11 protein-coding genes and 2 pseudogenes are annotated in these 12498 nt (G+C 58.9%); 4 read left to right on the top strand and 9 right to left on the bottom strand.

Features of this window, described 5'->3' with window-relative positions; all coding sequences use genetic code 11:
* Positions 1-5: 5 nt before the first annotated feature.
* Together ACM5SV_RS22545 and dinB are read left to right on the top strand one after the other, a co-directional pair.
* Entirely contained in the window at positions 6-269 is a 264-nt protein-coding gene (locus ACM5SV_RS22545) for a hypothetical protein (protein WP_128408702.1), read from the top strand.
* Between the two features lie 3 nt (positions 270-272).
* Complete coding sequence (dinB, locus tag ACM5SV_RS22540; RefSeq protein ID WP_419425415.1) at positions 273-1364, top strand: DNA polymerase IV; 1092 nt, start codon at positions 273-275, stop codon at positions 1362-1364.
* A gap of 248 nt (positions 1365-1612) precedes the next feature.
* Here the strand turns inward: dinB and mauJ are convergent, their stop codons facing one another.
* Positions 1613-2947, bottom strand: a complete 1335-nt coding sequence (gene mauJ / locus ACM5SV_RS22535) for a methylamine utilization protein MauJ (RefSeq protein WP_128408695.1) — start codon at positions 2945-2947, stop codon at positions 1613-1615.
* Between the two features lie 482 nt (positions 2948-3429).
* Here mauJ and ACM5SV_RS22530 point away from each other — a divergent pair.
* A pseudogene (locus ACM5SV_RS22530) lies at positions 3430-3879 on the top strand (SOS response-associated peptidase); the annotation flags it as partial.
* A gap of 199 nt (positions 3880-4078) precedes the next feature.
* On the opposite strand, the gene ACM5SV_RS22525 reads toward ACM5SV_RS22530, so the two are convergent.
* The 3 genes and pseudogenes from ACM5SV_RS22525 to ACM5SV_RS22515 all read right to left on the bottom strand — a co-directional run bounded on the left by ACM5SV_RS22525 (position 4079) and on the right by ACM5SV_RS22515 (position 7203).
* Positions 4079-5992: a P-loop NTPase fold protein gene (locus ACM5SV_RS22525; RefSeq protein WP_128408504.1), complete on the bottom strand. Its 1914-nt coding sequence runs from the start codon at positions 5990-5992 to the stop codon at positions 4079-4081.
* Between the two features lie 340 nt (positions 5993-6332).
* Positions 6333-6605 (bottom strand): annotated as a pseudogene (locus tag ACM5SV_RS22520) (hypothetical protein); the annotation flags it as partial.
* A gap of 289 nt (positions 6606-6894) precedes the next feature.
* Complete coding sequence (locus ACM5SV_RS22515; RefSeq protein ID WP_128408503.1) at positions 6895-7203, bottom strand: hypothetical protein; 309 nt, start codon at positions 7201-7203, stop codon at positions 6895-6897.
* A 154-nt stretch (positions 7204-7357) separates the two neighbouring features.
* Between ACM5SV_RS22515 and ACM5SV_RS22510 the strand changes: the two genes are divergently transcribed.
* Positions 7358-8521: a trans-sulfuration enzyme family protein gene (locus ACM5SV_RS22510; RefSeq protein ID WP_419425414.1), complete on the top strand. Its 1164-nt coding sequence runs from the start codon at positions 7358-7360 to the stop codon at positions 8519-8521.
* 157 nt (positions 8522-8678) lie between these two features.
* On the opposite strand, the gene ACM5SV_RS22505 is transcribed toward ACM5SV_RS22510, so the two are convergent.
* The 5 genes from ACM5SV_RS22505 to ACM5SV_RS22485 all read right to left on the bottom strand — a co-directional run bounded on the left by ACM5SV_RS22505 (position 8679) and on the right by ACM5SV_RS22485 (position 12473).
* On the bottom strand, positions 8679-9242 hold the full coding sequence (locus tag ACM5SV_RS22505; protein WP_419425422.1) for a LysR substrate-binding domain-containing protein: 564 nt from the start codon (positions 9240-9242) through the stop codon (positions 8679-8681).
* Positions 9243-9395: 153 nt separating this feature from the next.
* Positions 9396-9740 carry a carboxymuconolactone decarboxylase family protein gene (locus tag ACM5SV_RS22500; RefSeq protein ID WP_128408501.1) on the bottom strand — a complete coding sequence of 115 codons (345 nt, stop codon included), beginning with the start codon at positions 9738-9740 and terminating at the stop codon, positions 9396-9398.
* A gap of 183 nt (positions 9741-9923) precedes the next feature.
* Complete coding sequence (locus ACM5SV_RS22495; RefSeq protein WP_419425413.1) at positions 9924-10946, bottom strand: quinone oxidoreductase family protein; 1023 nt, start codon at positions 10944-10946, stop codon at positions 9924-9926.
* Positions 10939-12024 carry a Gfo/Idh/MocA family protein gene (locus ACM5SV_RS22490; protein WP_419425412.1) on the bottom strand — a complete coding sequence of 362 codons (1086 nt, stop codon included), beginning with the start codon at positions 12022-12024 and terminating at the stop codon, positions 10939-10941. The genes ACM5SV_RS22495 and ACM5SV_RS22490 overlap by 8 nt, the downstream gene beginning before the upstream one ends.
* The gene (locus ACM5SV_RS22485) at positions 12021-12473 is read right to left on the bottom strand and encodes a nuclear transport factor 2 family protein (protein ID WP_419425411.1); all 453 of its coding nucleotides are present in this window, start codon (positions 12471-12473) and stop codon (positions 12021-12023) included. The genes ACM5SV_RS22490 and ACM5SV_RS22485 overlap by 4 nt, the downstream gene beginning before the upstream one ends.
* Positions 12474-12498: the final 25 nt, after the last annotated feature.

The following is a 12498-nucleotide window of genomic DNA, read 5'->3' as shown; positions in this document are numbered from 1 at the left end:
TTCAGATGCGCCGAACGCGGCCTTTGGACGATGGGGTTCCGAGACTGAAGGATCACAAGGTCCCGGTGGTCGAACTCATCTGCCGTGTCTGCGATCGCCATTGCGCGCATGAGCGCAGGCTGTTGGTGAAAGCGTTTGGCGCAAGCGTCAGCTTCGCGGAAATCCGCCGGCGCATGGCTATGGGCTGCGAGCGGATGCAGACGCCCAAGGGTGACAAGTGTGGGGCACACTTCCCATGTTTGGGTAATGGCCTCGCTGACGGAAGCTAGATGATGACAGACGAAGACAACCGCGAGCGGCCGCGCAAGATCGTGCATGTCGACATGGACGCCTTCTACGCATCGGTCGAGCAGCGCGACAATCCGGAGCTGCGAGGCGTGCCGGTTGCCGTCGGCAGTCCTGCTGCCCGAGGGGTGGTGGCGGCCGCCAGCTACGAGGCACGCAAATTCGGCGTCCATTCCGCCATGCCTTCGGTGACCGCCCAGCGGAAATGCCCGGACCTCATCTTCGTCAAGCCGCGCTTTGATGTTTACAAAGCCGTGTCGTTGCAGATCCGAGCGATCTTCGCCGAATACACGCCGATGATCGAGCCGTTGTCACTCGACGAGGCCTATCTCGACGTCACTGAAAATCTCAAAGGAATGGAGATCGCGACGGAGATCGCCGCGGAAATCCGCGCGAGGATCAAGGCGGCGACGGGGCTCAACGCGTCGGCGGGTATCTCGTACAATAAGTTCCTGGCCAAGATGGCCAGCGACCTCAACAAGCCGAACGGCCAGGCCGTCATCACCCCGAAGAACGGCCCCGCCTTCGTCGAACAGCTTCCCGTCAAGAAATTCCATGGCGTGGGACCGGCAACGGCCGAGAAGATGCATCGGCTCGGGATCGAAACGGGCGCGGACCTGAAGGAGAAAACGCTCGACTTCCTCGTTGAACATTTCGGGAAGTCTGGACCGTATTTCTATGGGATCGCCCGCGGCATCGACAATCGCCAAGTCAAGCCGGACCGGGTGCGGAAATCAGTCGGCGCAGAAGACACATTCGCGGAGGACATCCATTCCTATGAACCCGCGCGCGAAGGGCTTCAGCCATTAATAGCGAAAGTCTGGGGATACTGCGAGGCCAATGAGATCGGCGCCAAGACGGTGACGCTCAAGGTCAAATATGCCGACTTCAGCCAGATCACCCGCAGCAAGACCGTTACCGCACCTCTGCCGGCGATCGCCGAACTTGAAGACGTGGTCGATATACTTCTCGCGCCAATCTTCCCGCCGCGAAAAGGCATACGCCTGCTTGGCGTGTCGCTGTCTTCGCTGGAACGGCGGAAATCTGAAGCAATGCCGCAGTTGCGGCTGGCGCTTTAGACGCCGAGGAATGGCTGGAAGGGATACTACGCGACAGTGTGAGAAACGAACACTCCAGCTCTATGGAAGCCATCGAACCAAAATTCCCCAAAAAGGGCCGACGGCGGTCTTGACCGCTTTGCGCCCCCATGGCGGTCAATCGATCACGCTCCGTCCGAACGCAAAAGCGGTCATAGTCACGACAGTCCGTCGAAAATTGCCAGTGGGTGATACCCGGCTCGCGAACGACGCTAAAGCTAACAATTACACTACTCGGCTGAACCCTCTGCTTGTTCTCGGTTCGCAATCAACTTGTCCCACGCCGCGAGCTCGGCAATATGACCATCAAGGTCTGCCATCATATTTAAGGGAATGAATGCATCCACCCGAGAGATGAGCTTGCCTGTATCGGCATGCCAGATTTGAATTTCGCCGTTGCCGAAATAATCCCAGATGAAGCGACATCGTTCTTTGCCATTCCGCGCGACCGCGGCGCTGCCGTCATCGTTTAGATTGAAGCTGCGGTTTAGGTCGAATTCCAGCCGCTCTTCCGCGAAGTTCAGCCAGAATATCAGCTCAGCTAGGCCGTCACCACTTCGATAAACGAGTTCGACTCGCTGATTATTCAGACCCACGTGCACCGGCATCATCCCCTCAAGCAATGGAAACGGCTCACTGCGCCGGAGTCGGAAATTAATCAGCGGTAGCTCGATGTTCGCTTGGATGTCGTCGGGTTCCGCGGCAAGACTGGCTTCGATGACGGCGGCGGGAAGAATGCTTTTCCAGCCGCCTAGCTCGTACAAATGCTCTTTCCAGGCTTTATGGCTCGTCTGGATGCCAAGATGGCTTTCGATCGCCAACACGGCCAGCGCCTCAATTATCGGCAGTTCCGCTTCTAGTCGTCGTGTATCGCGGGGATCGTCAGGATTGATAATCGGGTCATGCTTGGCGTGCGCAATTGCGTGACGCCCCGATTCCCTAAGATGCTGTCCGATGTCGCCTTGAACTGTCGCTTTCAACTCGTCGAGAGCGTCCTTAGCGCGGCGGCCATCGAGCCTATCAATGTTTTCGGTGACCCAAGCACCCCGGACCTTGCCATCAGGGATGGCTGTTTCAAGCGCCCGGAAGAAGGACAGGAACGAGTAGCCGGGGTGATTTAGTCCGCGGCCTTCACGCATGAGCGCCAACGCAAGCTTGCCAGACGCGGTTCCGATCACAGGCAGATCCGACAAGTCGAAATCATCACGGATCGCGTATCCGAACGGTTGGCGTATCCCCATCATGCTCGGCAGGGTGTCTCCACTCATTTGGACGACCACCGCGCCGGTGTCCTGAAGCCAGGCCAGGACGCTCAGCGCACGGTGGAGAAGCGCGAAGCATTCAACACGGTCCATATCAGGTGGCTTGTTGGCCGCCAGTCCCGGATAGTTGTCCGTGGTAAGTGGCATCACCCAAACCTGATGGCCTTCGAAAGTGAACGCCTGCGGCTTCGTCGGCCAAGCATTTCGGGCGTCGATGTTGAGACACAGCCACTCACCAGTGACCTTAAGTTCAGGCGTCTCTGCAAGCACCTCTTTGAACGACTTGGTTTTGAGATTTAGCATTGCTTCCGCTTCCCCCGTTGCGCGTGCGAATTTGAGCAGTACCGTGGCGCGCGGGCAAGAGCGTAGGCAATAGGTCCCCAGCCGCATCGGATGAAGCCGAGGGTAGCGTGCGATCAACTGAGAAGGGTGATGGTCAGCCGATATCTCCGTTCTGCAACATGGCAGCTTTCTTATCTTCGCATCCCGAAAACTGCCTGCCCGCTATCGGCCCCAAATCGGTCGCTCCAGGATGCCGGCCAACGACTTCCGCTGGCGCGCAACGGCCCTTGTAAGTTGGCGGGATTCATCGGCGAATCCCGTCCTGCTGCAGACGAAGGAGGAGACGGATGTCTGGATGAGGCAAGCGGACAGATCCATTGACTACCTTTCAGCGTGAACTGGGAGCCCGCGGGCAGACTGCAATGTGACCTGGGTTGACAAACGTCGCCGACGGCAAGGATTCTGGCGCTCGCAACTGACGTGCCGGAGGAGGCTCGGGCGAGATGTGCAACTTGTACCGCATGGATGACAAAGACTGGGTTCGGAAATGGGCGATCGATGCCGAGAGCATGATCAACCTGATGCCGGCCTATCAGATGAGCCCTGACCAGATGGGGCCGATCGTCAGAAATACCGCCGACGGCCGGAAGCAGCTCGTCCATGCCCGCTGGGGTCTGCCATCTCCGACGCGCGTCCAGGAGGAAGCTGCCGAAGGCCGTGCCGCGAAACTCGCGGCCAAGGGAAGGCCTTTCGATATGGACGACCTCCTGCGGATGGAGCCTGACCGCGGCGTGACGAATGTCCGGAAGCTCAATCTCAGGCATTGGAGGCAATGGTTTGGCGTCGAGCATAGATGCATCGTTCCGGTGACAACTTTCGCTGAGCCCGATCCCGACAGTCAGGAGCCGGGAGGGAAAGTCCCGAATGCCTGGTTCGGGCGAGACGAAAGCAAAGGCCAAAATCGCCAAAATCGCGAAAACAAAATCAGCTTTCATACTCGCCCCCAGCATCCCATATTCTCTAATAGAACACGCTCAAACCGCTCAACCATTACGCGACCATTAAGGCAGGTTGTTCTCGTAGGTCCCCGATTGTACCTAGCACGTTTGATGGGCGAGATTTTGAGGCACGAGTTCTGTGCACGGGAGGCGACTATGCGTCCTGCATTTCCGTTTCCGCCTCGGCCTCTTTCGGTGGCGGGATGATCCTGTCTTCGGGTTGCTTGTCCCGCTCGTAGTATCGAATGAGGCTGTTCATCGAATGCAGCGCCATCGCCCGGTGAGGTTCCGGCCACTGGGCAAGCTTTCCGACAACGGCAGCATAAACATCGCGGGCCCATTGCAGTTCCTCAAGCACAGGATCCCCTGGCATCGTTCGGTGATATCGATACGCAAGCAGCTTCGAACCTGCGGATAGCTCCGGGACGTCCCGGCCCATGAATTCCGCGACATGATCGACCGGAATGTCCAACAGTACCGGGGCCTGGGAAAGCTCTGGGTCGTCGGTTCGGATGAACTTGAACAGCGCCTCGAAATCACCTGCTTCCGCTTCGGCGAAGATCGAAACTGCTCGCTCATGGCGTTTCGCCGCAGCTTTTTCCAAGGACTTTGCGCGCAAGTAGGTAGCTATGTGCTGAAATTCCCCAGTCTCAGTGGAGCTGAAGCCGAGTCCCCCATGGCTATCGAATCCTGCGGGAAAATGATCGAACTTCATCGCCTCCAAAAGTCCTGCCGCGGCAACCTCGTCGATGTACTTTTCGAAGTAGGCAACGACATCCTCTCCTGCGGTCAGGCGTTGGTCGTTCATTCCCCATTGCCGGATCGCAAGCCCCGCGGAATGAAGGATTGGCCCGTTATCCGTGTGAACCCGCTTGGCCAGTTCATCGGCAAGTATGGCAACAGCCTCGTCTGTGTCCTTCATCCGTCGCTCGTGGCTGAGCCACAATCTCCGCCATGACGGCTCGGCGTGCTCTTTGCCAAAGCCGAACTGGGTCTTTATCCAAGAATTGACTTGCAGTGGGTCCATAACCCCACTGCGTTCGAAGCCATTGATGAAACCGTAATCGATCGGTGGCGTGTCGAGGGAGAGCGAGCCGAACTTATCCGAAAACGTCTTGGCCTGCAGAAGCTGAGGATCCAACGGCGCGTGGTTGTTCCCAACTGACCGGAAGGCAAGCGTCGTCGCCAGCCCGGGAAGACGCTCGAGCGTTTCCGCATTGAGAAGGCCGCCGCGCATCCCCAGAGTCGTCGCGAGTACAACGCCCATCGTCGAGGCGATGTGTCGCTCCGGTATCTCGCCGTCTCCGATGAGGCAGTCCACGAAAGCGGAGGCGTTGTGCATGGCCCATGTCAGATTGCGGAGGTTCTGGATCTCCGAGGCCATCGCGATTTCGAGGAGGTCGTCGATACGGTCGCCCATGAACGACTTGGCAGAACCGTTCGGCATGTTCCCTATTGTGCTGTGGATCACACTCTCGTAGTCCGCTTCGATATGCGCACGTCGGCCGACGATCTTCTCGTTCTGGTCCTTCCACATGTCGCCTCCAACAAGTTCCTCCAGCTTGGTCTCGTCGGTGACGAGCAGGACTCGTCGTCCGTGTTCTGCAACGAGGGAGTTGACCAGTCCCATCACTTCCCCGAAAGCGGTCTTTTCCATCCGCTCAAGATCGTCGAAGACGAAGACAAAGTCGTTGAGACGCTTGATCGCCTTCTTTCCGAGCTTGTCCATCGCACCCTTGGTCGCATCCTTGACACGAAAGAACTCGCCGACCCCCAGTGCTATGGTGCCAGCGATCCCGGCCGCGATCGCCTCCCCGGGGCAGGCCGCCTTGTAGATGCGCATTTCGACGTCGGCGGCCGAGGTCGCGCCGAACAGGCTCACGAACAGAAACGGAGTATGATGGAGACGCTTGGTATTCATCTCTCGCATCCGCGCGGGCTCGTAGACGTTTTGCAGGAAAAACGTTTTGCCGCTGCCCCAGCGGCCCTCTATCAGTACTGCATGCGGAACAGACAGCGTATCGGCATCGAGATATGCATCCAGGACTTTGACGGCATGCTCGTTCATTCGCAGCGGCTCCGGTGGTGAGTGGGACAGGAATGTATGCATCATCGGCGTACACGCCAAGGAGTCGTCTGCAGCTCCTGCAACTGGATCAGAGGGCGCATGTTAGGGTCATGTTAAGAGCCGCGATGTCGTGGGGAGCGACTTCCTTTGCACCGACTCCGTGGCTCGCTATGTTCATATTCTGTCGCGACGGCGACCGCATCAAGGATACGATGCAAACGCGTTATTGAGCGCATCCGCCAGCCTGACGCCCGCTTTGGCGAGTTGCCCGTCTGCGATCACCTTCTCGACTTGAATGGCAGTGTGAAAACGATATCGCGCAACGGTAGAATTGAACCCTTTCGAGCTGGCCGAACGTCTTCTCGGCAAACTCCGGGGTGTAGCCATTCCTGATCATGCCGGACACCAGCTTGTCCTTGAACCGCGAGAAGCCGCCTGTGAATTTGAAGGTGGCCATGCTCTTCCGGAGCTGGTCGGCCTCACCGCCGGTGAACCCGGCGCAGACCATGGCGACGCGCATCGCCGACTCTTGAAAAAGCGGCACTCCCAAGGTCTTCCCGAGAACGGCTTCCAGTTCCGGTGTCGGGTATTCGATCTTTTCCTTGCCTTCACGTTCGTCATGGAGCCACCATTGCCGGGAAAGCCAAGAAAGCCTCTCGATCTCTCTTCGACCCTTCGTCAGGTTCGCGATCCGATCATCGAAGCGGAGTGCCGGGCCTGCGGCAGGACAGGGAGCTACGTCCGCACCGAACTCATCAAGAAGCATGGGCGAGCGTGACGTTCGCTCGGCTGCGGCGGATGTCGGCGCTCGGATGGGAACGGCTGGTGGATGCCAGGGGTGATCGGTGCGGGACAGGGTTCCCCTGCCTGAGGCCCACGGTGCCCAGTCAGGAAGCCTCTCGCTAGTCGTCATCCTGAAACCGCGCCACAATGTCCATGGCCACTACATCGGAACCGATACATTGAGCGCAGATGCCGAATGTATCCTCGTCGAACTCGTCCCTGCTCTTACGTTGATGGCAACAGTCGCAGACGACGGTTCCGCGGCAGAAAGACCTCCCCGGAGGCAGTATCTCAATAACAGGACTTTCACCTGCGCAATTGGCAGATTCTGGCATGGCAACCTCGCTGAATCCTATGCGCATGAGATAGGAGCGGTCATTGGCGCTTTCCAGACCGCGGTTGTTGGCAGCTTCAAATCCGTCGGCCACGTTGCGCCTCCCAACCGACGCGAGGATGTCGGCGTGCAGAACTGACACCCGATTTGTCGCGCTTGATGATTTCCGTTGATATAAGCGGTCTGGAATTTTCGGTCGACTAAGGCTCGCACCAGCGCACGCACTCCTCGGTGAAAAGGAAAATACGATGAAGGACCTCACGCACTGCGTCGTGACACCCAACGTAAAAACCGAAGGCTTCGCACCACTCGGGGTTGGAGTGCACCGTGCGTCAACGATCGTCTTCGAGTCCGCCGAGGACTACGCCGACCGAGGAAAACGGGGACCTGACGGCTACAGCTACGGTCTTTACGGGACGCCGACCACCAGAACACTCGAGGCAAAACTGACAGCTCTCGAGAAGGGCGCCAGAACATTCCTGGTGCCCTCGGGGCAAGCGGCCAACGCGATCGCGATGCTTTCATTTCTCAAGGCGGGTGACAAGGTCCTCATAGCGGATTCGGTGTATCCTCCGGTGCGCGATTTCGCCAATATGGAACTGGTGCGCTTCGGCATCGAGGTTGACTACTACGATCCCGTCGAACCATCTGATCTCGAGGCCAAAATCAACGCCAGAACCAAGGTTGTCTGGTGCGAATCTCCAGGGTCGACGACAATGGAAGTCCAGGACCTTCCCCTTGTAGCGGACTTAGCGCATCGGCATGGGGCACTGGTTGGCTGCGACAACACCTGGGCGACACCTCTCAACTACAGGCCCCTGACGCTTGGAGCCGACATCGTTACGGAGGGCCTTACCAAATACATCTCGGGGCATTCCGACGTACTGCTGGGATCGTTGACGGTCCGTGATGAGAAACTAACCGCTCCAATACGCTCAGCGCTCGGGCGGATGGGTATCTCCGTGTCTCCGGACGACGCCTCGCTGGTCCTGAGAGGATTCGAAACGCTGGGCGTCCGCATGAAACATGCAAGTCAAGGCGCGCTTCAGTTGATCGAGAGAATACAGGCAGCGGATATCGTGGAACGCGTTATCCATCCAGCGTTGCCGACCGATCCCGGACACTCCATTTGGAAGAGGGACTTTCATGGGGCATCAGGTGTCTTTGGCGTCGTTTTCAAACGAGGCGTGTCCGATCGGGTCTCGCCTGCTCTCAATGTGCTCAAAACATTTGCGATAGGAGCATCTTGGGGCGGAACACGCAGTCTCGTCGCACCCATGCCCGTCAAGGCCTACCGGACGGTGCGGAGGTGGGATGCAGACGATCTCGTCTTGCGCATAAGCGTTGGCCTTGAAGATCATCAAGACCTTGTCGATGATATCGAAGCGCTTCTCGCAGAGATTTCCGGATAACGGCAGCGCCCCACCCTGGCCACGTGACCGCCCCTGCTCGCACGAGCCGTCCGAATGCGCGCGATCTATCCCGGCGGGTCCCGATAGAGTTCGTCTTGCCGGAGGGTCGATGGTGGAGATCCTGCGTCCGAGAGTCCAATCAACGGGAAGAAGCGGGTCATCGTCGCTGGTTTCGATCCCGCAGGAATGAAACAAAGGCTCGCATGGAGGCACTGAGATGCCGGTGTCTCGGGTAATAGAGATGGAGGCCTGGATAAGGCGGCGTCCATTCTCCCAGCAGTTCGACCAAGACGCCAGCTTCAAGAGCGGCGGAGGCCATCCACTTCGTCACGTAAGCCAGGCCGTAGCCGTGGACTGCCGCCGCCAGAGTGAGCCTTGAATTGTCTAGGACGAGGCCGCCAGTCGTCTCGACGACGAGTGCCTCTCCTCGCCTTTCGAACTCCCAGGCGTACAGGCCGCCTCCCGGCATACGAAGCTGGATGCAACGATGGCCCCTCAGTTCGGCCGGCGATCGCAACGGGGGACGGCCTGCAACATACGACGGTGCGGCGACGACGATATGCTGCTGCATCGGCCCGACCGGAATTGCCACCATGTCCTCCGAGATATTCTCGCTGGAACGGATGCCGCAATCGAACCCGTTTTCGGCGATGTCCACGAGTCGGCGCTCGCTGACGATTTCGACGCGCACGTCAGGAAACGCCGCCATGAATTCGAGCACCAATGGTGCCAGCACCTGCTCCGCAGCCGTTCGCATCCGCGTTGATCCGCAACGTCCCGGAGGGCTTCGAAGTGAATTCGCCCAGTTCGTCCGCGGCGTCGGCGATCTCAACAAGTGCCGGGCAAAGCCTGACCCTCAATGTACCGCCAGCGTTCAAGACACCTTTGATTTGACAGCATCCATCACCCGCGTGGAATAAACGAGTCCTGCCCCAGCGTTGACACCAATCGCCGTCCCGAGCGCCTCGGCGATCTCCTCCCGCGTGGCGCCCGCTTTAAGCGCTGCCTCAGTGTGCACAACGATGCAGCCATCGCAGCGCAACGAGACCGCAGCCGCTAGAGCGATCAATTCGTTGACCTTGGTACCCAGCAGATTGGTTTTACGCGACGCTCCGCCGATCGCTTGATACCCCCTGATCACATCCGGACTCAGTGCGGCTATTTCGCCTACTCCCGCAAGCACCTGCTGGTGATAGCTATTCCAATCCATCATAGACATCGCATATCCTCACGATTTTAAGAGTTTAGAATTAAACGGGCGCGCGAATGGGCGCTCCGCGTATTCGGGCAAGCGCAGGGCATTACCGAAGTGCTACCTCTGTGCTCAGCTCGAAACTGCTCGGTGGATCGTCACGCAGCCTCCGGTCTGCCGTGGCGAGCCAACCTCCTCCGAATGAGGGCATTATATTTTCAACACCACCCGCCCTAAAGTCTCCCCGGCCTCCAGTGCCCTCTGGGCTTCGCCCACCTCCTCGAACGGGACAACTCGGTCGATATGGGCACGCAGCGTGCCCTGGTCGGCCCTCTCAGATATCTCGTCGAGAACGCGGACTTGTCTCAGTCTACGCTGATGGTCGCGCGCGATCTGCGGCAGGCCGATATTGACGAACGAGATGTCCAGGTTTCGCCATTCCGCGAACCCATTTCCTCCGCTCGGCCAATTTGAGACCACCGTGTTCACGAGGCGGCCATACGGCGCAACGTGGCCGAAGCTTCGCGCGAAGTTGTCATTTCCGACAAAATCGAACACCACATCGGCTCCATCCTTGCCACTCCAGGACTTCAATGCCGAGCCAACGTCTTGCGTCCGATAATGGATCGCTAATTCGGCACCCAGCTTCAGCGCGAGGGCGGCTTTTGCTTCACTTGAAACCGTAGTAGCCGTCCGCGCCCCGATGGCCGAAAGGTACTGTATGGCGATGTGGCCAAGGCCGCCCGCTCCACCGTGCACCAGGACGTGATCGCCTGGCTTGACCCTTCCCTTGGCGAAGACGGCTTCCCACGCGGTCAGGCCGACCACGGGGAGTGCGGCGGCCTGCACGAAATCGAGGTTCTTCGGCTTTCGCGAAACATACGCCCCATGTATCACCTTGTACTCCGCGTAGCTGCCCGGGTTGCCAGGATAGCCGCCATCGATGTACCAAACTTCGTCTCCAATCGCGACGCTGTCGACAGCGTCGCCGAGAGCCTCAACAACGCCAACGCCGTCGATGCCGAGGATTGTCGGCGATTCGGCGTCTGCATCTGGATCGTGCCGCTGCCCACTCTTTCTATTCTGCCAATCAGCCGGATTGATCCCGGCCGCGACCACTTTGATGAGAACATCCCGAGGACTCTCGATTTTCGGCTTGGCTATGTCTCGCACCTGCAAGGCTTCAGGTCCGCCGGGGGCGTCCAGAACCAACGCGCGCATCTTCTCAAACATCGCGCCAACCTCCTCCGCTCTGTTCGACCGCATTGATCAGCCGATGCAGGTTGACGGCGCTTTCGAACGTCGGGCTTTGGCGCGTGCCGGACAGTTTGTCGGAGGCAAAGAGTTCGTAAAGTTTCTTAACGTTGCCAATCAGGACATTCTCATCCGGCCCGAAGTCGCCTGGAATGGGGATTGGATGCAGGTTCTCGACAGCTTGCGCACCCGAAAGGTTAAACCCGCCAATGCCCACGTAGCCAACCGGGCTGGTCAGGAGCAAGTCTCCCTTGCTTCCGTTGATCTCCATATGGAAATTCGTCGCGCGCGACAGGCCGCCTCGGAAATGGCTTGTCACAAGAGCGCCTGATTCAAGTCTACCGGTAAAGGCGATCTGGTCTGCGACAGTGAGCGGAACGGCCTCGCGGCTCTCCACGATCCTGATAGTGGGACGCCGGGTTGCGAGCGTCCCAGAAACCCTGAGGAACCCAGAGCCCAGCGCGAACACGAGAGCGTCCATCGTATGCGCGAACGGCACGTGCAGCATGCTCGCTCCCTTGGATGGGTCCAGGGTGTACCGGAAGGCTCCCTCGATTTCCTCCCCCCAGGTAATCCCGGAGCCGATCACGGAGGCGGAGAGAACCTCGCCGACATACCCGTCGCCAACGAGCTTCCGGATGTGCCTGATGGCCGGGTTGGCCCGGGTCTGGAGGCCGATCATCGTCGAGACGCCCCTGGCGGCGGCAAGCTCGTTCATGGCTTCCGCATCCCGGAGGTTCATGCCAAGAGGCCATTCGGAAAACACCGATTTCCCGGCCTCGAGGGCGGCGGTCACTAGCTGGAGGTGCTCCGGGACCCTGACTGTAACGACGACGAGGTCCACATCGGGATGGTTCACGAGCTCCTCGGTTGACGAGACAGCGTGGTCGAACCCGAACTTCTGGGCCGCTGCCTGTGCGATTTCAATCCGGCTGTGGCTTAGCACCGACAGCCGGAACTGCGGCAGTTCCTGAAGTGCGGGAACATGGGCGGTAGATGCCCAGCCACGATCGGGGTGTACCCCGATGATGCCAACTCTGATTGGTGCTTGGGTCATTGGACGCGCTCCTTGGGCTTTATTTCAAGAATGGTGCGACGGAGGGCGAGCTTCGCAATGCGCCACTGTCCATCCGCCAGCTCCCACGTTTCGTGGTAGTGTCCGTAACCGTGCATGCTGGCCGGACGCGTTTCGTCGTCCATAGGGAAAACGAGGTAATCCTCCATGGACCAGATCGCCGTGACCTGGTGGGCGGACACTCGTTCCAGTTCGGCGTTGTGGACTTGGTGGATCGTACGGGCGCCCTCAAGGTAGCGCGCGGTTACCGCGACGAAATCGGCGACAGAATTGAACGCGCCGACTGTGTTTCCTTCAGGGTCCATGAACCGGACTTCTGGCTCGGTCGAGAACAGCTTCCCGAACTCATCCCAGCGTTTAGTGTCGATGTATCGGCAGTACCGGGCCTTCTGAAACCCGATCGCTTCGAATGCCTCTATGTCGCTCTGCATTTGCAATCTCCGTTAGGTTGTCTAC

This window comes from Rhizobium sp. CRRU65, assembly GCF_048551595.1.
GTDB classification, from domain to species: domain Bacteria; phylum Pseudomonadota; class Alphaproteobacteria; order Rhizobiales; family Rhizobiaceae; genus Rhizobium; species Rhizobium leguminosarum_J.
This window is presented reverse-complemented; position numbering and strand designations above follow the sequence as displayed.